Raw genomic sequence first — 20,811 nt, 5'->3', positions numbered from 1 at the left:
CGGTATAATGAAGCTTGAAAACGGATCACCTTTCACGACCCGTGTTTACTTCATTCACTTTAGGAGTATTAACAGGCGTTATTGCCGGGTTCTCAAGCTTTGTTGCCTGCTTCAAACCCTCGCTTACACTTTTGTCCTTTAAAATTTCATCAAGCTGCTTACTCTTTTGTTGCTCTTCGTTATTTGACGTATCTCTTTGAGCATCTTCTTTCATGCCACGAGCATTCTCTACATCCTTTTCACCTTCACCTAAAAGTTTTTCTAATATTTTCTTAACAAAGCGCTTCAGAAGACTCAAAAATCCTTCTTCTTTTTGATTTTCTTGTGGTTGAGGTGTATTATCTTTTTTGTCCAGCTCAGTGTTGAGCTTCTCTTTTACAGAACTCTTGCTCACTGAGGGATTAACGGTTTGTGAATCGTGCTCTGATGCTGTTTGCACAGAAGCTTCAGTAGTTTGCGTGCCTTGCCTAACTTCTTGCGGTATTACACCTAATCTACTTCTTTTACTTGTACCAAACTCTTTCCTTAACTCCTGTGTTGATCGTCTAAGTTTATCTATTTCTTCGTCGTTCTGTTTTTGTCGTTTTTCAAGTTCTTTGTTTAACTTTGCAATATTCTCCATTTTGTTCTCAAGCTCCTTATTTTTCACAGCTTTTAGAGCCTCTGTTCCTTTTGCGATATAATTAACCTTCTCTTCTAATGAGGTACCTTCTGGAAAAGCACCTGGAGAACGTTCAAAGACGTCTTTAAACTTTTTTTCAACACTTTCTTGAGATGTCTGGGCCATACCTATTACCTATTAAAACATATCATATAACCAGTATATTAGCTAATTATATAAAAAACAGTTAACATAACTTGTGGTAAAGAGTGTTTATCAAGGGCGTCCTATTTATATCTTTTTCATTAAAATGCTATTTACTTATTAAGTTAAAATGTATAATTATATAAGAGATGAAAGATAGCTCATTAGCAGTAGTATTCGATTGGGATAATACCTTAGTTGACACTCAAGATAATATTTTTAATGCTATTAAGCATACCATAAACTCAATGGGGTATAGTAATAAAGCTGCTGATAGAAATTCCCACGAATCGAGAAAGAGCTATATGGTCAATTTGTTTGGCGATCAGTGGAAAAAAGCAAATCAGATATATCAACAATATTTAGATGATGCGCTATTGCAAAACATCGCTCTGAATCAAGGAGTAGAGAAAATGTTGCAGACACTGAAAAGCCACAATATTTATCTAGCAATAGTAAGTAATAAGAAAAATACTAATTTACGTAAAGAAGTTGCCTATTTTAAACTAGATTCCTACTTTGAAAGAGTGGTTGGGTCATGCGATACTGCAGAAGATAAACCCTCCGCAACTCCACTGCTATTTGCACTAGAAGAGAGTGCATTGCCTATAAATAGAGAAAATGTGTTTTTTGTTGGTGATAGCATCACGGATATTTTGTGTGCACAAAATGCCAATTGTTTACCTATTATATATGGCCAATCAATAAGTGGATACGAAGATTTGTTATGTTTTCAGCATTTTGATAAACTTACAGATTTCATAATAAAATATTTGAAAGATAGGTAATGACCGCTGTTACAGAGATTGCCAGTATACAAAGGCGCTTTTGCGCATATTTAATAGATGTAGCAATTTTATTAATTCCAACTTTATTAATTATACTGCTATTAGAGGATTCTCCGTTGATCTTACATCTATCATACATGTGTGTAAATTGTAGTTACTTCACATATTTTATATCTTCAAAGGCCCAAGCAACTCCCGGCCAACAGTTACTGAATATATATACTATCAATTTAGATAATTCTAAAATAGACTTGAATTTAGCGTTTGACAGAAGCACTTCCCAGTTTTTTCTTCCTTTGTTAAACAGTGTAGCAGTTATCCTTACTGAATTTTTGCAAGATCAGGAAGTATTAATGAATGTCTTGAGTGCATTGAAAGTAATTATAGTGCTACTCACTCTCTGCTGGTATCTAGTTGCTTGTTTTTCTAAAAAGAAACAGACATACCACGACATGCTATTTAATACGGTTGTTATCAAAGGAACTATTAAATGAGTTGCTATAACTATCGTTATCATATAAATTATGCTGATGAATTGAACTAAGGGAAGATTATGAATGAAGAGATAGTAAAACATTTGAATAAATTATTGACCAATGAGCTGACTTCTGTACGCCAGTATCTTTTGCATTTTGCGATTCTCAAAAATAATGGAATTAATAGACTTGCAGAAAAGGTAAAAAATGAGCTTAACGAAGAACTTGAACATGCAAACAAGTTGGCAGAAAGAATTTTGTTATTTAAAGGAGTTCCAAATTTTCAGGATACAAACGAAATATCAAAGCATGATGGAAAGTTTACAAAAGACACAATACGGAAAATCTTAGAAGCTAATTTGAAATTAGAGGGAAAAGGTATTAAGGATATCAAAGAAACGATTTCTATCGCTGAGAAAGAAAAAGATTTTGTTAGTGTAATGTTATTAGAAGAGATGTTAAAAAATGAAGAAGAGCACTTCCATTGGATTGAGAAACAGATTGACCTTATTGAACTAATGGGTGTTGAAAACTATTTAAGAACACAAATATAGAGTGTTAAAAAAAATAGTATTTATTTTAATTGTACCTTGCTTGCTCCTTTTTTTATTAGGATTATGGCAAGTATTCAGATTGAACTGGAAGAATAATATTATCAAAAATATGAGTCTTCCAGTTGTTCATCTATTGCCCAATAACGACCTTGAAAAATTTAACTATAGGCATGTCAAGATCGATGGGATTCTAAGTGACATAGAACTATATGTTTTTGCAGGGCAATATGGATATCATGTGTTATCTCCTATGCTACTTACTACTGGAAATTATATGCTAGTGAACAAAGGAATAGTTAAAGAAAAAAAAGAGGAAAGAGCAAAAATTGAAAAAGTAGCTGCAGGTGGAGTTTTATATTGCAATAGCAGTAAAAGCAAAAATTGGTTTATCAAGAACGATACTACTTCGAATACATGGTTTACCCTGAGTACAGAAGAAATTTCCAATGAGTTAGGTATTAAGCTAGAGAAGTGTGTATTGTGGCCGAACAATTTTGGCAGCAAAGTAGCTATACAGCCAATGAAGCATTTGGAATATGCAATCACTTGGTTTGCACTTTCCTTAATTTGGTTGATTATGTGCGTAATTTACTATAGGCAAAACCTCAATAAAGCTTGAAGCTTTCTGTACATAAAATTAGAGAAGTAGTTATTCATCTTTATCACTACCAAGGTCTTTTAACATACTGTAATTGCCTTTTCTGAATCTACTTTTTAAAGACGTAACTCCACTTTCGCTAATACCACTAAGGCTCAGTGCAGCTCCACCTAGCTGCAATCCTATCTCAGATGTTTCAGGAATAATTTTACTAGCTCCTAGATCTCTATAAACCTCCACATTACTCAGATCTGGTAAGCGTATTACAATATTTACATGCGGAAAATTTGCTGCAACTAAAGAAACAACTTTTTTTATAGTAACTTCATTCTTTATTGAAATAACGAGAGCTTGAGCTCTTTCTATTCCTACCGATTTTAAAATTTCACATCTTGTAACATCTCCAAGATATATAGGAAAACTATCACTTTTTCCTTCTTTGACTATTTTCGATTGAATATCTACAACAACGTAACTTAAATGCTCTGCCGTAAGCATTTTTGTTACCATATATCCCACTCTACCAAATCCAGCAACTATCACATGGTTATAAAGATCTTGTGTATCTGTTTCAACAGCTTCATCATCTAATATTGTTTTCTCAGTGCTAAATGAGTTTGCTATCCAATCTCCAAGCCCCGATAAAAGAGGAGTGAAAGCCATGGTTACTGTAGTTACCATCATAAGTACTTGAGCGATTTCACTTGGTAGCACATTTAGCTCATCTGCTAAGCGAAATAAAATAAATGCAAATTCACCGCCTTGTGAAAGCAGTAACCCAGCTTGTATAGCAGGTGCACTCTTAAACCCAAAAAATCTACACAATATATATATGATAGATGTTTTTAAAACGATAAGGATAATCGATAATAAAGTAATTAGTGGTAACTTATTGAGTAAAAGTTCGGTATTGATGGACATACCAACAGTCATGAAAAATAAGCCAAGAAACAAATCTTTAAATGGCAATACTGCGTGTTCTACTGAGTGTCTATATTCTGTTTCTGCAACTAACAATCCAGCAACAAATGCACCTAATGCTAACGATAAATGGAATTGCTCAGTAATAAATGCTGCTCCTAATACTATTAAAAGCGTTGTTGATATAAAGATCTCATTACTTTCCATTTTAGCAATAACCGAAAATAAAGGTCTAAGCAATAATCTACCAGTTATAAATATCAGCACTAATGCAATAGCTGCTTGCACCAATGAACCTGCCAATGAGCTTATCAGGCTGTGCTCAGAATTGCCAGTAAGTAAAGGTACCAATACTATTAATGGTACCACTGCAAAATCTTGCATTAATAGCACTGCTATCGACAACCTACCAACCTGACTTGCTTGAGAACCTTTTTCTTGCAGAACCTGCAACACTATTGCTGTTGAGGATAGCGCAAGCCCACCACCAATAACTGTTGCTATATTCGTATTCACTCCGAAAGCAAGAGCGATGCACCATATTGCTACCATGGTAACTATAACTTGAAGAGAACCGAACCCAAATACATGAATACGCATAGCGATCAGGCGTTCAAATGTCAATTCAAGGCCTATAATGAATAATAGAAAAACTACACCAAATTCTGCAAGATTATCCATTGCTTCAGCTGAGTGTATCAGATTAAATCCGTGAGAACCAATAACTGCACCTGCAACGAAGTAACCAAGCACTGGACTAATATTCATTTTCCAAAATGCTATGACTATAAACACAGCAGCAGAAAGCAAAATTATAATATCAAACAAATGCTGAGAGCCACTGTGCATGATATTTAACCTGTAGAATTAGACCATTTAATTGAGCAGCCAATACTTGATTTTTGGTCAATTGGAGAATTACCAGTTTCTGCAATAAATTTCATAGCTTGAAATAAGTCACTACTTCCTACTTCATAGCTTTGAACCTTTTCTTTTTTTGTGTCGTTAAAACGTCCACGATAGCAAAGGTTTAAATTGGAATTAAAGCCGAAAAAGTCAGGAGTGCAAACAGCCCCGTATTCTTTAGCTATTTTCTGTGTACTATCAATTAAATATGGAAATATAAACTTATTTTCCTTGGCAAAATTAATCATATTTTCAAAGGAATCTTCTGGATATTCATTTACATCATTTGGCATTATTGCAATGGTGTTTACCTGATAATCTTTTTTCAATTGATCAACATCGCTTACCAGATTGCTAATAATTGACTGAACGTAAGGACAGTGATTGCATATAAACATTATAATAAGACCATTTTTTCCACAACAGTCACTTAATGCATAATATTTATTGTCTACTCCCAAAAGATTAAAATCTTTTGCAGTAAAACTAAAATCGACTTTAGGAGTATTCAGAGCAACCATAGACTATTATTATACCACATGTAATTTACGGTCTTATTATTTAAATGTCAAACGGTTTCTATGTATACTGTTTGCATATTCTTTTTTAGTATTATAATTATAAAACTTATGTTCATAACTTTCGAAGGAATAGACGGCTCTGGTAAAACAACACAATCTAAGCTACTTGCAAATCATTTTAAGCAAATTCGCGGCGAAAATAATGTGGTATTGACTCGAGAACCAGGTGGCACTAACTTTGCAGAGAAGGTAAGAGGAGTATTGTTAACGAATAATATTGATTCTATTTCTGAACTCTTGCTACTTATCTCGATGAGGCGCGAACATATGAAAAAATTAATATTACCAGCTCTTGCAGAAGGAAAAATAGTGATTTGTGATCGGTTTATTGATTCAACTATTGCATATCAAGGATATGGGTTTGGAGTTGACTTAGGGCTAATAAGGGACTTACATAAGCTAGTGGAAATTAAATATCCAGATATTACATTCATTCTAGATATTGATGTTAAAGTTGGGTTAAATAGAGCAAAAGACAAGAATAAATATGAAGAAATGGATGTTAATTTTTACAATAAGGTCAGAAAAGGATTTCAGGAAATAGCCATAAAAGAGCCCGTTAGGTGCAGTGTTATCACTGGAATTGAAACAAAAAATGATAATCACGTACACAATGAAATTATTGATAAAATCACCTAGCTTGTGATAGAAAATTATCAATTTCAGGTAACATTATTTCATATGAATAACTTTTTGTTTGAGTAGCTAAAAAATCCTGTATTTTGTCTGGATCTTCTTCACTTATCATCTTATATGCCCTTGCGAGGTTCATTAATTCACTTCTATTTTTTTTATTGCTTACTTCAGTAATAGTAAAAAATTGATCAAAATGGTCTAAGAGGTCTTTATTTTTTATTGAAGACACAATATCGTCAATTTCTTTCACATATAATGCAAGTTTGTGTGCTTTACTACGATCTTCAAAACAAAGATTAACAAGCACGTTACGAAACCTATCTTTCGTAGTACTTCTCACTTCTGCTAATAAGGACTTAATATTTTCTTGGCAATGCACTCTCTTTACCGATTCAGCCGGTTCAACCATACCAAGAACATTCTTTACCAAAGATTTTTCTTCACAACTAAATATGAACATGTAATAACCCATCGATAAAGTGAAGAGCAAGAACATAGCCGGAAGTAAAAACGGAGCTAATACATTTTGTGACGCAGGGAAAATAAACCAGGTAACAGTTGCTATTGACACAGTTACAAATAATCCTGATAAACATAATTGTGCTTTTCTTCTATAATTCTGATCAATAACTGTACTTACACCAATAGAAGCTATATCAATCATTACTCACACCTCATTAAACATTAATACTAACTGAATGATAGCATTATTGTGATGAAAATGCAATATTATGAATATTTTAATACAATTTATATTGACAGTTACAATTCTGAATGTTTTATTGCAGCGTTAGCTGATTAGCATTTTTAAGATGAGGTCAACTCTCATAGAGAGAGGATTTTTTTACTTTCTCATTCTTCTCATTTTCTTCTCTAACAATTTTTTTTCCGTTTAGTATATCCTTTATTTCATCTCCTGTTAAAGTTTCAAACTCCAGTAGATTTTCAGCAATAAGCTCTAAGCCTTTCTTATGCTTGGTCAAAATGTCTTTTGCTTTTTCATAGCAAGAAGATATGATTTTTTTCACTTCTTCATCTATGAGCTTTAGCGTATCTTCAGATGTCATATGAGGATGTTGTGGATCTTGCTGCTCACGATTGTGATACACTAGCCCTATCTCATCATTCATTCCACATTTTTTTACCATAGCACGTGCTATGTTAGATGCTTGTCGTATATCAGAAGACGCGCCACTTGTAACTTTATCGTAGCCAAAAATTAACTCTTCTGCTGCCCTGCCACCCATGGCAACAGTTATATCTGCTATCAGCTTTTCTCTTGTGTGGGACACTCTATCTGTTTCCGGTAGTCTCATAACTAAACCTAAGGCCATACCTCTTGGAATGATTGTTGCCTTGTGTATAGGATCAGAAGCAGGCATATTAACCGCAATTATCGCATGACCAGCTTCATGGTATGCAGTCAGTCTCTTTTCCTCTTCTGTCATAATTAGGGATCGTCTTTCTACGCCCATCATTACTTTATCACGTGCATATTCAAAATCATCCATGGTAACAATTTTCTTGTTTCTTCTTGCAGCGATAAGTGCAGATTCATTCACCAAATTTGCTAGATCAGCCCCTGAAAAACCTGGTGTTCCTCTTGCAACTGTTTTCACGTTTACATCTGGTGCTATTGATATTTTCTTTATATGAGTATTTAATATCTTTTCACGCCCATTTATATCGGGTAAAGAAATAGTAATCTGTCGGTCAAAACGACCAGGTCTAAGCAGTGCTGGATCTAAGACATCCGGACGGTTAGTCGCAGCAATTATTATTACACCTTCATTAGACTCAAAGCCATCCATCTCAACTAATAACTGATTTAATGTTTGTTCTCTTTCATCATTGCCGCCACCAAGACCAATGCCACGATGTCTACCCACCGCATCTATCTCATCTATAAAAATTATACAAGGAGCATTTTTCTTGCCTTGATCAAACATATCACGAACACGGCTCGCACCAACACCAACAAACATTTCAACAAAATCAGATCCAGAAATGCTAAAGAATGGCACATTAGCTTCTCCTGCAATTGCACGAGCAAGTAAAGTTTTACCAGTTCCAGGAGAGCCAATTAAAAGGCACCCTTTTGGTATTTTTCCACCTAATATTTGAAATTTTTGCCTTTGTTTAAGGAAATCAACGATCTCTACTAGCTCTTCTTTTGCTTCATCAATTCCAGCAACATCATCAAATGTTACTTTTTTTCCACTAGTCATGAGTCTAGCCCTTGACTTGCCAAAGCTTATAGTTCTGTTGCCTCCCGCTTGTGTTTGTTTAAGAAAGAATAGCAAAAAGCCAATAAAGATAAATGTTGGGACCCATGAGATAAGTAATCCACCAATTACGTTCATGGCAGAATCTCCAGTTGAAAAGGAGAATCTCACTTTTCTATCATGTAAATTTTTTATTAGGTCGCTATATATGACACCGCTTGAATTGAAACTTGAACCGTCCCTGAACTTGCCTTCAATGCTCTGGTTTTTTATGACAATATTTTCTACATCATTGTCTTCTAGTCTAGTTAAAAATTCCGAAAAAGGTATAATTGTTTTACTTTTACCTACATTTCCGCTGAATTGAATATAAGCAACTGAAATAAGAACAATAATTACTAACCAGATCAATAAGCCTTCTAAAAATTTTTTCATTTCTATTTCTAACTAAATACTAATCAAGCTTACCAAATTTTGTTTTATCGTGCTATTAATAATGCATTGAACCTTATCGTCATTGGTATTTTTTCCGTTATAATTTACATCAGGATAAGCAAGCACCTTGCTATCTTTTTGTACTGTAGGCAAAGAGTAGAAAACTTCAGGGCAGCAGTTGTAATCCTTCAGAAATTCAGGAACTTTTTGTGTTTTTTTTAATGGAGCGATGATAACTGAACACCCTTGATTTCCGAGTATTGTGCAGCTAAATCTGTTATCCCATTGGGTAGGTTCATTTAAAGGTAGGTTTACGGTAATTTCTTGTATCCTTGACGATTCTCTAATTATTAAGATATTTTCTCCATACTTTCTTATTTTACACCCAGAAAGTGTACAGTTAACATTACTATCCTTTTGCAATATTCTATTAAATATTGCAATGAGGCTGCTGTACCTTGGTTTATAATGTTTACTGGCAATTGCCATTATAGAGTAAAGAAGAAGCCTCAAGGCTATTTCCTCTGGCAATTGATAAAATTCACTTAGTTTAATTTCAATATAACCAAGATCATGCACATTAACGCAGTCATTAAACGCAAGGCGTGTGTAGTGCATCAACGCTTTTGCAGCTCTTTTCATATGAAGGGCTGTGAGGCATATTCGCTCTGTTAAAATCTCTTGATTATCACTTGCTTTAAGTAAGTTACGGTATAAAGTTCGTCTGTATTTTAAGTCATGATTGCTTCTATCTTCGATCCATTTTAACCGATGAAGCTTAGCGTACTTTTCTATTTCACTACGACTAAAATTTAACAATGGCCTAAATATATAAATACCATTTAGGAAAGACTTGTAGTCCATTGATGATAATCCATCTACGCCACTACCTCGCTCTAATCTTAACAAGAACGTTTCTGCTTGATCATCTTTGTGATGAGCAACAAGTAAATATTTAACATTATTATTTTTACACCACTCTGCTAGTAACTTATACCGTGCTTTTCGTGCCTGTAACTGAATATTGCCTTTAATATTTTGCTTCTCCCAATTTAATATGAACGATTCCTTTGCTCCAAGTTCCTTTGCATAACTTACAACAAAATCAGCTTCTTTTTGAGACTCTGGACGTAATCCATGATTTACTGTTAATGCTATAGGAAGTGAAAGCTTGTTTTTTTTTGCCCAGTTAGTCATTAAGTGCAGTAAGACTATACTATCTACACCACCTGATACTGCAACTGCAACTTGATTGTTATAGAAAGCAAAACTATTAACCACATTTTGAAATAATAACTCTAATTCCATTATGTCTCTTGATGGCCAGACAGGTCAGATCTCTTACGTCATACCGCGACTTATTTGTGGTATATATAGATCCCGCTAACAAGCAACGAAATATGACAAGTTTGTCCTTTTTTGTCTACCCCAGTGCCCTTTCTTTATGTCATCCCAGTGTTTGACACTGGGATCCAGGTTTTAATGCAAGAAACTATTTCTTTATTCCAGAAAATGAAAATTCCACTCTACGATTTTTAGCATGCTCTTTTTCATATTTAGAATTTCTAGAATCATCTTTTACATTAACCAAAGGCTCAGTTTCACCTTTAGAAGCAGTTTTTATTCTGTTTTCTATGTAGGGTGTACAACTAACCATAAATTTTTTAGCTGCATCAGCCCTTCTAGCGCCTAGCGCAAGATTATATTCATGAGAACCACGGTTGTCAGTGTGACCAGTTAAAGTAACCTTCGCGTCAGGGTTATCTTGTAACACCTCCATTACGTCAAGTAATGCATCTGCACTTACTTCAGCAATACTAGATTCATCATAACCAAAGAAAACTCTTTTATCACCTATCTGCTTAACAACAGAATTTATTTTATTTGTTGTATTTGCTCCTTTTTTTGGGCAAGAACTTACACCAGTAAGTAATAAACAAAAACAGCACATTATAACCAGTCTACTCCACATTACTAAACCTCCATAAATTTTAAATAGTGCGTAACTTTAATTTCAGTAGCTAATATCTCTCCATATTGTAATATAGTCAAGAGAAATAAAATACTAAATACTTTTTCTACAACCTTACAATTAATTTTCCTATAATATGCTGGACTCTGAATAGAAAAATCCAATAAAAGAATAAAAAGTACAATTTTTTATTGTACTTTAAGCAAATATACTTTTAACTTTATTATTAATCTATTACGGTATTAAACAGATGTTTTCTAAAATAATGAACAAATATGCAATCTTATAAGTTTTTAGAGGAAGTATTATATAGGGTAAAGAATATCGAAAATACGCTAAAAGTACTAAACCAAAGCCAATTGAATATAGAGGACAAAGTTGAACAAATGAGTCTTCTAGAAGAAATCAGACATGAAATTATCTCTCATGACGCAATAAAGGAATCATTAGCAGATGCTCTTGGTAACAAAAAAAGTGCAAGTACTCAGCAGCTAAAGTTAATAGAGAGAATACATAAAAGCAACAGTGCTGTTCCTATTGATTTAGTAAAGTCTTTATCCAAAGCTAAGGTTGAATGCCAAAATTTATGGAAGCTATCTCATTCTGAAACCAGTAACTTAGAAAAACTAAAAGAACGTTTTACTGATTTAATCACACTCATTCGCGAAGTAGCTTCTATAAAATCGCAGCAATTAAAATGCTCAAAATACGACTCACTGCTTGCTGACTATGACTCTGATATCACAGAAAAGAATATAAGGGAAGTATTCCCCAAGGTAGGCAAATTTTTTAGCGAAAATGTAGATAAAATAATTGAAAAGCAGAAAAAGGATAAGGATAAGGTTACTAATATACAAAAAGTTGCTACTCAGAAACAGATTGAACTTGGCTCATTATGTTTACAGCAAATGGGTATTGCACTAAATGAGATTCGTACTTCTTATTACTACCCTATAGATTATGATGAATCTGATTTTTGTTATGGTTTATTTTCACTTTTACGGCATAGTGGTTATGCAATTTATCAAAAATGTTTAGCGCAAAATTCTATAAGTAGTCCAATTACGAGACATGTTATGTATGAAACTCAAGGGTTATTCATGGAAAGGATGATTGGAACATCCAGAGAATTTATTGAGTTTATTCAACCACACATAAAAGAGAAATTTGCTATAAAAGGCAAAACTAACGAGAAAGTTAGCAGTGTTGAAAATTTGTACTTGATTTTCAATGAAATAAACCTTTCTTCTTTTTTAAAAAATGCAGATGAATTTAGTCTGTTAGCTCATATTATGTTGAGAACTAGGTTAGAACAAGATATAATAAATGGTACATTGGAAGTCAAAGACCTGCATGATGCGTGGCTGGAAGGTATGAAGCACTATAAAATTCCAGTAAAAGCTGAAAATGAGCTAAACACTTATTTTCAAGATGAATATTGGGCAAGCGGTGTTATGGGCTACTTTCCTATAAAAATTATTGCTTTAATTGCTGCTGTGCAGATTTTCTCTTGCGTTAAAAAGAATCATTACGAATCATTAAGTGCTATAATAAAAGGAGATTTTAGTTTACTTATCAGTTGGTTATCTCAAAATATATACAGTGCAAAGTGTGGCCTGGAACTGCTAAAAAAAGTAACAGGTAAGGGTTTAGACGTTGAGTGTGTTACTTACTACTTATCTGAAAAGTATAATTTGTCTTAATAAATGGTTTTCTTGAGTTATGTATGAATTTTGTTCGAAAATTAACCGGAAAGTTTTATAGCCTTTTTACTTTCAAAGGTTTGTTTGCTAGCGATATTGCTATAGACCTTGGTACTGCAAACACTTTAGTTTATCAGAAAAATCAGGGAATAGTGCTTGATGAGCCTTCAGTTGTAGCAAGAATAAAAGAAAAAGGAAGTTACGTTCCTTATGCTTTTGGTAAAAAAGCTAAAATGATGCTTGGGAAAACGCCTGGAGAAATAGAGGCGATAAGGCCCTTAAAGGATGGAGTTATTGCTGATTTTAAAAGTGCGGAAGAAATGCTAAAATATTTCATACGCAGTGCAAACACAAAATTCACTGTTAATAAACCTAATATTATCATATGCGTTCCATCTGGATCCACGCCAGTTGAAAGGCGTGCTATACAAGATGCAGCAGAAAGTGCTGGTGCAAATGAAGTATTTTTAATTGAAGAACCAATGGCTGCAGCAATCGGAGCTGGGCTCCCGGTTACTGAACCTGAGGGTTCTATGATTGTTGATATAGGAGGCGGTACAACTGAAGTTGCAATTATTTCTTTAGGCGGAATTGTTTATTCACGTTCTGCCAGAGTAGGTGGCGATATTATGGATGAAGCAATAAAATCATATATTCGTGAAAATCATAAGTTATTAATCGGTGAAACAACCGCTGAGAAAATTAAGAAAAGCATAGGTTCAGCCAGTCTGCCAGGTGAAAATAACAAAGAGGGAATGATAATTAAAGGCAGGGATTTAGTGAGTGGCATGCCAAAAGAAATGCTTTTATCAGAATACCAAGTTGCAGAGAGTTTAATAGAGCCTGTACATCAGATAATTTCTGCTATTAGGACTGCACTGGAGAGCACTCCACCTGAACTTTCTTCTGATATAGTCGATAAAGGAATAATTTTATCCGGTGGCGGCGGATTATTGCGTAACTTGGGCAAAGTTATCAGTGAAACAACAAAACTACCAGTTCGTGTTGCAGATGACCCACTTTGTTGTGTTGCTCTGGGTAGCGGAAAAGTGCTTGAAAACATGGATTATTTTGGCCATGTTTTATTTAAGCAGGATTAAATTATTTTTAAAGGTAGTTCATCGAATTTTATAGCAAATTTTACCTCAAGCATAAAGATGTCATCCAAGTAGCCAACACTGGGATCCAGAAAAATTGACTATAAACAAGTATGCTGTTTCGATGAAATTGTGTAATAGAAACTAGATTCCAGTGTCAGCTACTTGCATGACACCAAGTTTGTGTTTATAAATTAAGGCGATTATGCTAAAAGAATTTGAAATAGAACCTCTGCTAAAAGATAAAGCTCCGCACCAGACCAAGGCTGTTGTTGCAATGTCCGGGGGAGTTGATAGCTCCGTTGCTGCAGCACTGCTACATAACCTTGGGTACAAAGTGGTAGGTGTGACTCTTCAACTCTATGGCACCGACGGTAATGCTAACGCAAGAAAGGGCGCATGCTGCGCTGGACAGGATATTTATGACGCTAAGCGTGTAGCTGAAAGTGTTGGCTTTCCTCACTATATTTTAAACTATGAGGAAATATTCAAAAAGGAAGTAATAGAGGATTTTGCGAGTACCTATATGCGTGGGGAAACTCCCATACCATGCGTGAGATGTAACCAAACGGTAAAATTTCGTGATCTATTGCAAGTTACAAAAAATCTTGGTGCGGATGTGCTCGTAACAGGACATTACGTGAGAAGGTTAGAAAAAAATGGTGAGGTAAAGTTGTGCAGAAGCATTGATAAAAGTAAAGATCAAAGTTATTTTTTGTTTGCTACAACTCAAGAGCAATTGAAGCTTTTGCGATTTCCACTAGGTGGGTTCTATAAAAGTGATATAAGAAAATTAGCAAAGTATTTCAGCTTACAAATTTCTGAAAAGCCGGACAGTCAAGATATATGCTTTGTTTCCGAAAGCTATAGTAAAACAATAGCTAAATTAGCTCCACAATCTGTACAGAAAGGTAAAATAGTGGATGTTAATGGAAAAGTGCTAGGCGAGCACAGTGGCATAGTAAATTTTACAGTGGGGCAAAGAAAGGGCTTGGGTATCGCACACAATGAACCTCTTTATGTGATAAAAATTAATACAGAAAATAATGAGGTTATAGTAGGTCCGATCAACGTATTAATGCAAAAAAAAATATTGATCAAGGAGTTAAATTGGTTAGAACAACCAAAGGAAGGTATGGAAGTAACTGTGAAGCTGAGATCATCACATGCGGGAAGTTTAGCAACAATACATTCAACTGACGAAAAAAATAAAGCCTGTGTCATTTTAAACGACGATTACTTTGGCATCAGTCCAGGTCAAGCCTGTGTAGCGTATAAAGATGAGCAAGTTATCGGCGGTGGATGGATATGCTCTTAACTAAAAGCTTTAATGCAGAGTGTAAACATACAATAGACTTCTTGCATAACCATATAACAGAAACGAAAAAACTTCCTTGACAAACCTCGCCAGCCCCCTTATCATGAAACTGAAGCTATTTATTTATCTTCTCTGTACAGATTAAATGACAAAAAAACTCACGTATCTGGCGTCTCATGTTTAATTTTTTGCACTATGTGCACTCTATGTCTTTATCAAATTTCTGGGTTTTTACCTACACAAGCTGAAATACGCTTATAAAGCATTTAAAACATTAAAAAACGCCAACTTAAAAAATGGATAGTGAATAACTAGCTACCCTAGGGTTTCTTTTGCCTTTTTTTCTGTTTAGTAAATTTCTTAACGTTTATAATTTAGATTAGTTGCGGCTTAAAAGCAGCTAAATCGCGGTTATTAAGTGTTTAGAATAAAAAAACGCCATACTTGAAAGTATAATGTAAGTAATTAGCCAACCACGGGGCTTCTTTTGCCTTTTTTTGTTTGGTAAATTTCTTAATGTTTGTAGCTAAACGACAACCGTCATCCCAGCGGGATCTAGAGATACCGCGAATGAATCGCGGTATGACGGTTCGCGGCGGCATAAAGATAAGTCTCGTCATCCCGCTGCGTGTTAGCGGAATCTCTTGTTAGCGCTGCGGCGGTATGACGGTTCGCGGTGGCATGACGATAAGCCTTGTCATCCCGCTACGTGTTAGCGGGATCTATGTTGAGAGATACCGCGAATGAATCGCGGTATGACGGTGTAGATAGTATCCCGCTGCGTGTTAGCGGGATCTCTTGTTAGTGCCGCGGCGGTATAGCTATACCTTTTTCTACTTAGTTTGGGTTATGCAAGAAGTCTAATAACATTTATTGCTATTTTGCCATGTATCCCTTATACTATAAAGTAGAACATTATAGGTTTCAGCAATGATAAAAGAAATTGAAGAACTAATAAAAATTGTTGGTAAGGGTAATTTATTAGAGACGTTATTTATTTTTTTAGGTAGCTTTCAACATGCTGACTTAGGTCGTTTTATGGATCACAGAAATCATTTTGGTTTGTCTGAATTCATTAGAAAAAAGAGGAACCATTAGATAAATATTTTAACTTAAAATTTAGTCTACAAGGGCTGTTTTTAATTTATGCTCAAGCTTATCAAATTCTAAGTGAAAACAATAACCTGAATACTAAAGATGTCATAGATAAAATATATGAAGTTATTAAAGGATCTGAGTTAAATGAATATATAAATGAAGTAGTAGATGGAAGAAAATTAGATTTACTTAACATCTTAGCAAATCCAAAGAGAGAACCAATATTTAAAACAGAAGAAGATTTTGAAAATAAAGTACTCATTGGTCTTAGAAAGTTACTAAGTGAAGGAAATACATTAAACAAATATGACAGAGAATTTGCATTAAATAAGTGCGTTATCAGCAGCTATTATTCCATTCATGACATAAAAGCAGATAAAGATATAGCATTGTTCTTTTCTTTGGGTGGTCACTATAAAGAACTTTCGTCATCTAACAAAACAGTAAAAAGAGAAGTATTAGAGATATGTGAGAATCAGTTAATAGAGAGCTATATAATGTTCTTAGCTGGCAAACTACACATGATCGGATTATCAAGTAGAGATAAATATACAATCGACCATGAGAATGTGGATCGGCAAGAGAAAGCATTGAAAATGGATGGATTAATATATCCTATAAATACAAAAAACACCCTAGAGCAACTGTTAAAAAACCAAAATAGTGATGAATTTGAACAATTAATAACGAGCCCTGATAATATATACTACTCAGTGCTGCAAGAAGAGAATGAATGTAGGCCAAATCCTATCACCAGCAAGAAAAAAGAAAAAGACCATAAAAACACAGTCTGTAAACTTATTTTAGGTATGTTTGTATTATCTGTTGGGTTATATGTTGCTGATTATTTCTTTATGGAGCAAAAATTATTTAATCCAATAAAAGGTGTCCTACCACAGGATAATTTTGCTAATCTAGTAATTGCTGCAGTGCTTACTATCGTAATAGTATATGCTTTATTTCAATTATCACAGGAACCACCACTTTCAACAGTCAATAAGATGACGAATGAAAATTTAGGACAGCCCGTGCAAAATAAGTTTAGAATTACATAAATGTAGCAACTTAAAAGCATATATTGTATAATGCTTATTCTTAAGTTAAGAGGTAATTTATGGATTTAAGTAAAATAACAGCAGGACCAAATGCGGTGAATGTGGTAATTGAAATAAGTGCGAATGCTGAGCCTGTAAAGTATGAATTTAATAAAGAGCTTGGGTTGTTACAAGTTGACAGATTTTTGTCTACCTCAATGACTTATCCTTGCAATTATGGGTTTATACCAAATACCTGTGCAGGTGATGGTGATCCTGTGGATGTTTTGGTGCTAACTCAATTTCCCTTAGCATCTAGTGTTTTAATATCGGTGCGTCCAATAGGCGCATTACTCACTAAAGATGAAAAAGGAGAAGATGAGAAAATATTAGCAGTGCCTGTTTCCAGTGTTGATAGCTATTATGACAATATAAAGGACTATTCTGACTTATCTAAAAGCCTACTAGATAAAATTACTCATTTCTTTTCTCATTATAAAGATCTGGAAAAGGGAAAAACGGTAGCAGTTGGAGAATGGGTTGGTGTGGAAGAAGCAAAGAAAATCATTGAAAAAAGCAGAAATTAGTTTTTATTGATTTATAGCTAAAGTGGCTTAGGTTTGCCCACAATTTGAAAAACAACAAATTCGTCATTCCGCTACTTGTTAGCGGAATCTATACCGCGCACAACTGTACGAACATTGCAATATGGCACATAGTAAACGATGTCATTCCAGTGCGTGACACTGGGATCCAGACTTTCCGTAAAAACGTTATATTTTAACATAACACTTATATGCTCACCAACTTAGTGCTAATCAAAATCCTGGATCCCAGTGTCTGGGCACTGGGATGACAAGAAAGGGAGCACTGGAATTTTTGTTTCAGCATTAGCCATGCATCTGAACAGATACAAATATTGCAATTAAAAGCATTAGACAGGCGGTAGAGGTCTTGGTATTATATAATCTTTAGGTTCTAAATTTGGAAGGGTGGCCGAGCGGCTGAAGGCGGCGGTTTGCTAAACCGTTATACGACCCAAAAGTCGTATCGAGGGTTCGAATCCCTCTCCTTCCGTATACTGTTTTTAGCACGGTTTAAATTCGCTATATTAGCATGTTTTTAGCCTATTTACCAGCGTACCTGATTTTGTTGCAATGGTTTTTATTTCCATTGTCACTGAGATCACTATTAAAAAGTTGGCTAGCATTGACTCAGTATTTATTATAGAATTGGTTATTAACTTTACTTGTATGTATAAAATACTAATTTTACTGTTGATAGTGTTGCCACTTAGGTTGCTTGCAACCGAGATTGAAATTATTGCAGATGTAAATGGCGAGCCAATTTCAAATTTAGATATCGAAAAACGCATCAACTTTATAAATTCATTGTTTGGCACTCAAAGTGTTAATCAAAAAGAAGCAAAACCTCAAATTCTTAGGGAGCTAATAGACGAAATTATCATTATCAATGAAGCACAGAGGCTGAATATAAAATTGAGCAACGAGGAGTTAGATAATGCTGTCATGTTATTTTTAACCCAAAGTTTTAAACTTAATGCTAATGAAGTTGATCAATACATAGAGAAGCATAATATAGATCTTGGTATTTTAAGAAAACAAATAAAATGTCAGTTACTGTGGAGCAAAATTATTGAAGTAAGAATTGTGCCATTTATTAATATAAGCGATAAAGAAGTAGATGATGTAAAAAGGCAAACAGAAAAGCCGGATTATCTTATCACGTTCCAAGAGTTTATAATTCCTGATCAAAAAGACAAGGACGTTTATGGTATAGCTGAAGATTTAGTAAAAAAATTACGCAACAGTAATAACCCAGAATCTCCAATAAAGATGCGTAAAGCAACAGTTAATTTAAGTCAGCTAAAAGGAAAACTCAAGAGCGTTTTAGAAGGATTAGAAACCAGCGACATAGCAGGTCCATTCAGTTTCAGTGAAGGTTACTCCGTTATAAAAGTAATAGATAAAGTACAACTTAATCATGCACTGCTGGAAAGCACTTTAAAATTAAAACAGATTGTGGTTGAAGGTTCAGAAAGTTTATTGAATAATTTTAAAGAGCAAAAGGTCAGTTGTTTAAATTTTGATAAATTGGCAGATAATTTTAAGCTGCCAAACGCAAAAGAATTTGAAATAAAAATGCGAGATTTAAATCCTGATTTACAGATTTTATTTAGTAAAACAAGTGTGAATGAAATAGTAGAATTGAGAGAAAATGGCACTGCAAAGTTGATGATGTTGTGTGATATCAAGAGTAATGTAGCGGGTATAGAAGCAATCAAACAGAAAATGTACCAACAAAAGATTATGATACAAAGCAACTTGTTATTAGATGATATGCGTAAAAATGCAGCTATCAGTTATCGGTATAGTTGAAGTCAGAGAGTGTTCTTGTCTTTGTGTATAGAACTATATAAATTACTTTGTTCTATAAAATTTCAAAAAATTTGAACAAATGCAGTTAAAATAGCACATGAAGAATATAATGCTAATTGGTGGTGGAGTTGGAAATGCAGTGTTATTTTCGATAGGGAAGGCATGTCTTGAAAATAATAACAAGGTTTTGTACTTTGCTGGCTATAAGAAGTTAAGTGATGTATTTAAACGAGCACTGATAGAGCGTGCATCAAATGCAGTAGTTTGGGCATGTGAAGAAGGATTGATAGAAACAAGCAGAGATCAAGATAAATCCTTTCATGGTAATATAGTTGATGCAATAGTCTCTTATCAACAAGGAAGATTAGGTATTAATTTGAACGTTATAGATAAAATTATCACTATTGGTTCTGACAAAATGATGAAAGCTGTGAATGAAGCTAGAAAAACAATTTTAAAGCCATATCTAAAATCAGGCCACATAGCAATATCATCAGTTAATTCTCCTATGCAGTGTATGATGAAAGAAATCTGCGCTCAGTGTGTGCAGCAGCATATAAATGCGAAAACAGGAGAAAGGAGTTTTGTTTATAGTTGCAGTAATCAAGACCAGGATATGGAGTTTATTGACTTTGACTTTTTAAGTGAGCGTTTGAAGCAAAATAGTTTACAAGAAAAACTTACTGCGAAATGGATAGATCATGTTCAAAGATATTAAACAGCACAAAAAGGAAATAAGAGAGCAATATAGAACTATAAGAAAAGATATTGATGAAAGTTATTCCAGTTATGCAGCAAATTCCCTTATTAATCTCTTTAATCAGAACTTAAGCTACGTTAAAGGCAAAACAATAGCAGCTTACATTCCAATGGACGGGGAAATAGATGTTGTCCCTTTGATGTGTCGTTTGCTCGATTTAGATTATAAAATAGCAATTCCTAATAAAAATAAGTTACTAAAATTTGAGGAATGGAACGAAACAAATGAAGATGTAATTCCCGACACAATCATTACTCCTGTTATTGCTTTTGATGATCATTTTAATAGATTGGGTTTTGGCGGTGGTTGGTATGACACAATGATGAAAAAATTACGGCCGCTTGGAAAAATATTTATAGGTGTAGCCTATGAGAAACAATATTGTAAAGATTTACCTGTAGAAAAACATGATCAAAAATTGGATATTATAATCACTGAAATGTGTGTTAGGTGTAGAAGTGGATTGCTCAAAAAAGTGGATAAAAAGGAGTAGCGTAACCCCACT

At 34.2% G+C, this 20,811-nt stretch carries 20 protein-coding genes and 1 tRNA gene; 14 read left to right on the top strand and 7 right to left on the bottom strand.

What is annotated here, in order from left to right:
* Window positions 1–25: 25 nt before the first annotated feature.
* A complete protein-coding gene (locus tag ABWU73_RS07345; RefSeq protein ID WP_265017821.1) occupies window positions 26–787 on the bottom strand; it encodes a hypothetical protein in 762 nt (253 codons plus the stop codon).
* 167 nt (window positions 788–954) lie between these two features.
* Here ABWU73_RS07345 and ABWU73_RS07340 point away from each other — a divergent pair, with 167 nt between their 5' ends.
* The 4 genes from ABWU73_RS07340 to ABWU73_RS07325 are packed head-to-tail and all read left to right on the top strand — an operon-like array spanning window position 955 to window position 3,242.
* A complete protein-coding gene (locus tag ABWU73_RS07340; RefSeq protein WP_264329592.1) occupies window positions 955–1,593 on the top strand; it encodes an HAD family hydrolase in 639 nt (212 codons plus the stop codon).
* Window positions 1,593–2,087, top strand: coding sequence for an RDD family protein (locus ABWU73_RS07335; protein ID WP_264329593.1), 495 nt, complete (start codon window positions 1,593–1,595; stop codon window positions 2,085–2,087). The genes ABWU73_RS07340 and ABWU73_RS07335 overlap by 1 nt, the downstream gene beginning before the upstream one ends.
* A gap of 59 nt (window positions 2,088–2,146) precedes the next feature.
* Window positions 2,147–2,623 (top strand): bacterioferritin, encoded by a 477-nt coding sequence (gene bfr, locus ABWU73_RS07330; RefSeq protein WP_007549093.1) that lies wholly within the window; start codon window positions 2,147–2,149, stop codon window positions 2,621–2,623.
* A 1-nt stretch (window position 2,624) separates the two neighbouring features.
* Window positions 2,625–3,242 carry an SURF1 family protein gene (locus tag ABWU73_RS07325; protein WP_264329594.1) on the top strand — a complete coding sequence of 206 codons (618 nt, stop codon included), beginning with the start codon at window positions 2,625–2,627 and terminating at the stop codon, window positions 3,240–3,242.
* Window positions 3,243–3,272: 30 nt separating this feature from the next.
* On the opposite strand, the gene ABWU73_RS07320 is transcribed toward ABWU73_RS07325, so the two are convergent.
* Window positions 3,273–4,991: a monovalent cation:proton antiporter-2 (CPA2) family protein gene (locus tag ABWU73_RS07320; protein WP_010963130.1), complete on the bottom strand. Its 1,719-nt coding sequence runs from the start codon at window positions 4,989–4,991 to the stop codon at window positions 3,273–3,275.
* A 5-nt stretch (window positions 4,992–4,996) separates the two neighbouring features.
* Window positions 4,997–5,569, bottom strand: coding sequence for a thioredoxin family protein (locus ABWU73_RS07315; RefSeq protein WP_010081997.1), 573 nt, complete (start codon window positions 5,567–5,569; stop codon window positions 4,997–4,999).
* A gap of 108 nt (window positions 5,570–5,677) precedes the next feature.
* Between ABWU73_RS07315 and tmk the strand changes: the two genes are divergently transcribed.
* Entirely contained in the window at window positions 5,678–6,268 is a 591-nt protein-coding gene (tmk, locus tag ABWU73_RS07310; RefSeq protein WP_010081998.1) for a dTMP kinase, read from the top strand.
* Here tmk and ABWU73_RS07305 read toward each other — a convergent pair.
* The 4 genes from ABWU73_RS07305 to ABWU73_RS07290 form a co-directional block, all read right to left on the bottom strand.
* A complete protein-coding gene (locus ABWU73_RS07305; RefSeq protein ID WP_010081999.1) occupies window positions 6,261–6,929 on the bottom strand; it encodes a hypothetical protein in 669 nt (222 codons plus the stop codon). The genes tmk and ABWU73_RS07305 overlap by 8 nt on opposite strands.
* A 154-nt stretch (window positions 6,930–7,083) precedes the next feature.
* Window positions 7,084–8,925 carry an ATP-dependent zinc metalloprotease FtsH gene (gene ftsH / locus ABWU73_RS07300; RefSeq protein WP_209473305.1) on the bottom strand — a complete coding sequence of 614 codons (1,842 nt, stop codon included), beginning with the start codon at window positions 8,923–8,925 and terminating at the stop codon, window positions 7,084–7,086.
* Window positions 8,926–8,937: 12 nt separating this feature from the next.
* Window positions 8,938–10,233, bottom strand: coding sequence for a tRNA lysidine(34) synthetase TilS (gene tilS, locus ABWU73_RS07295; RefSeq protein WP_208571594.1), 1,296 nt, complete (start codon window positions 10,231–10,233; stop codon window positions 8,938–8,940).
* Window positions 10,234–10,417: 184 nt separating this feature from the next.
* A complete protein-coding gene (locus ABWU73_RS07290) occupies window positions 10,418–10,897 on the bottom strand; it encodes an OmpA family protein (RefSeq protein ID WP_010081889.1) in 480 nt (159 codons plus the stop codon).
* A gap of 275 nt (window positions 10,898–11,172) precedes the next feature.
* Here ABWU73_RS07290 and ABWU73_RS07285 point away from each other — a divergent pair, with 275 nt between their 5' ends.
* From ABWU73_RS07285 to ABWU73_RS07245, 9 genes are all read left to right on the top strand, one after another.
* Window positions 11,173–12,600 (top strand): carboxypeptidase, encoded by a 1,428-nt coding sequence (locus tag ABWU73_RS07285; protein ID WP_264329596.1) that lies wholly within the window; start codon window positions 11,173–11,175, stop codon window positions 12,598–12,600.
* 23 nt (window positions 12,601–12,623) lie between these two features.
* Window positions 12,624–13,700: a rod shape-determining protein gene (locus tag ABWU73_RS07280; RefSeq protein WP_209473299.1), complete on the top strand. Its 1,077-nt coding sequence runs from the start codon at window positions 12,624–12,626 to the stop codon at window positions 13,698–13,700.
* A gap of 202 nt (window positions 13,701–13,902) precedes the next feature.
* On the top strand, window positions 13,903–15,015 hold the full coding sequence (gene mnmA, locus ABWU73_RS07275; RefSeq protein WP_209473297.1) for a tRNA 2-thiouridine(34) synthase MnmA: 1,113 nt from the start codon (window positions 13,903–13,905) through the stop codon (window positions 15,013–15,015).
* A 1,487-nt stretch (window positions 15,016–16,502) separates the two neighbouring features.
* Complete coding sequence (locus ABWU73_RS07270) at window positions 16,503–17,168, top strand: hypothetical protein (protein ID WP_010963139.1); 666 nt, start codon at window positions 16,503–16,505, stop codon at window positions 17,166–17,168.
* 59 nt (window positions 17,169–17,227) lie between these two features.
* The gene (gene ppa, locus ABWU73_RS07265; RefSeq protein ID WP_151807542.1) at window positions 17,228–17,734 is read left to right on the top strand and encodes an inorganic diphosphatase; all 507 of its coding nucleotides are present in this window, start codon (window positions 17,228–17,230) and stop codon (window positions 17,732–17,734) included.
* A 399-nt stretch (window positions 17,735–18,133) separates the two neighbouring features.
* Window positions 18,134–18,224, top strand: a tRNA-Ser gene (locus ABWU73_RS07260).
* Window positions 18,225–18,400: 176 nt separating this feature from the next.
* Window positions 18,401–19,546 (top strand): SurA N-terminal domain-containing protein, encoded by a 1,146-nt coding sequence (locus tag ABWU73_RS07255; protein ID WP_264329597.1) that lies wholly within the window; start codon window positions 18,401–18,403, stop codon window positions 19,544–19,546.
* A 97-nt stretch (window positions 19,547–19,643) separates the two neighbouring features.
* The gene (locus tag ABWU73_RS07250) at window positions 19,644–20,264 is read left to right on the top strand and encodes an oxidoreductase (RefSeq protein ID WP_182309699.1); all 621 of its coding nucleotides are present in this window, start codon (window positions 19,644–19,646) and stop codon (window positions 20,262–20,264) included.
* Window positions 20,248–20,799 carry a 5-formyltetrahydrofolate cyclo-ligase gene (locus ABWU73_RS07245; protein WP_264329598.1) on the top strand — a complete coding sequence of 184 codons (552 nt, stop codon included), beginning with the start codon at window positions 20,248–20,250 and terminating at the stop codon, window positions 20,797–20,799. Before ABWU73_RS07250 ends, ABWU73_RS07245 begins: the two co-directional genes overlap by 17 nt.
* Window positions 20,800–20,811: the final 12 nt, after the last annotated feature.

Origin of the sequence: Wolbachia endosymbiont (group A) of Andrena helvola, assembly GCF_964028415.1 — a bacterium.
GTDB classification, from domain to species: Bacteria; Pseudomonadota; Alphaproteobacteria; order Rickettsiales; family Anaplasmataceae; genus Wolbachia; species Wolbachia pipientis.
This window is presented reverse-complemented; position numbering and strand designations above follow the sequence as displayed.

Excerpts from the sequence above, each read along its gene's own strand:
- ABWU73_RS07290 (WP_010081889.1), bottom strand. The coding sequence starts at position 10,897 with ATGTGGAGTAGACTGGTTATAATGTGCTGTTTTTGTTTATTACTTACT.
- ABWU73_RS07280 (WP_209473299.1), top strand. The coding sequence starts at position 12,624 with ATGAATTTTGTTCGAAAATTAACCGGAAAGTTTTATAGCCTTTTTACT.
- ppa (WP_151807542.1), top strand. The coding sequence starts at position 17,228 with ATGGATTTAAGTAAAATAACAGCAGGACCAAATGCGGTGAATGTGGTA.
- ABWU73_RS07305 (WP_010081999.1), bottom strand. The coding sequence starts at position 6,929 with ATGATTGATATAGCTTCTATTGGTGTAAGTACAGTTATTGATCAGAAT.
- bfr (WP_007549093.1), top strand. The coding sequence starts at position 2,147 with ATGAATGAAGAGATAGTAAAACATTTGAATAAATTATTGACCAATGAG.
- ABWU73_RS07250 (WP_182309699.1), top strand. The coding sequence starts at position 19,644 with ATGAAGAATATAATGCTAATTGGTGGTGGAGTTGGAAATGCAGTGTTA.
- ftsH (WP_209473305.1), bottom strand. The coding sequence starts at position 8,925 with ATGAAAAAATTTTTAGAAGGCTTATTGATCTGGTTAGTAATTATTGTT.
- tilS (WP_208571594.1), bottom strand. The coding sequence starts at position 10,233 with ATGGAATTAGAGTTATTATTTCAAAATGTGGTTAATAGTTTTGCTTTC.
- ABWU73_RS07335 (WP_264329593.1), top strand. The coding sequence starts at position 1,593 with ATGACCGCTGTTACAGAGATTGCCAGTATACAAAGGCGCTTTTGCGCA.
- ABWU73_RS07320 (WP_010963130.1), bottom strand. The coding sequence starts at position 4,991 with ATGCACAGTGGCTCTCAGCATTTGTTTGATATTATAATTTTGCTTTCT.
- mnmA (WP_209473297.1), top strand. The coding sequence starts at position 13,903 with ATGCTAAAAGAATTTGAAATAGAACCTCTGCTAAAAGATAAAGCTCCG.
- tmk (WP_010081998.1), top strand. The coding sequence starts at position 5,678 with ATGTTCATAACTTTCGAAGGAATAGACGGCTCTGGTAAAACAACACAA.
- ABWU73_RS07345 (WP_265017821.1), bottom strand. The coding sequence starts at position 787 with ATGGCCCAGACATCTCAAGAAAGTGTTGAAAAAAAGTTTAAAGACGTC.
- ABWU73_RS07255 (WP_264329597.1), top strand. The coding sequence starts at position 18,401 with ATGTATAAAATACTAATTTTACTGTTGATAGTGTTGCCACTTAGGTTG.
- ABWU73_RS07340 (WP_264329592.1), top strand. The coding sequence starts at position 955 with ATGAAAGATAGCTCATTAGCAGTAGTATTCGATTGGGATAATACCTTA.
- ABWU73_RS07315 (WP_010081997.1), bottom strand. The coding sequence starts at position 5,569 with ATGGTTGCTCTGAATACTCCTAAAGTCGATTTTAGTTTTACTGCAAAA.
- ABWU73_RS07285 (WP_264329596.1), top strand. The coding sequence starts at position 11,173 with ATGCAATCTTATAAGTTTTTAGAGGAAGTATTATATAGGGTAAAGAAT.
- ABWU73_RS07245 (WP_264329598.1), top strand. The coding sequence starts at position 20,248 with ATGTTCAAAGATATTAAACAGCACAAAAAGGAAATAAGAGAGCAATAT.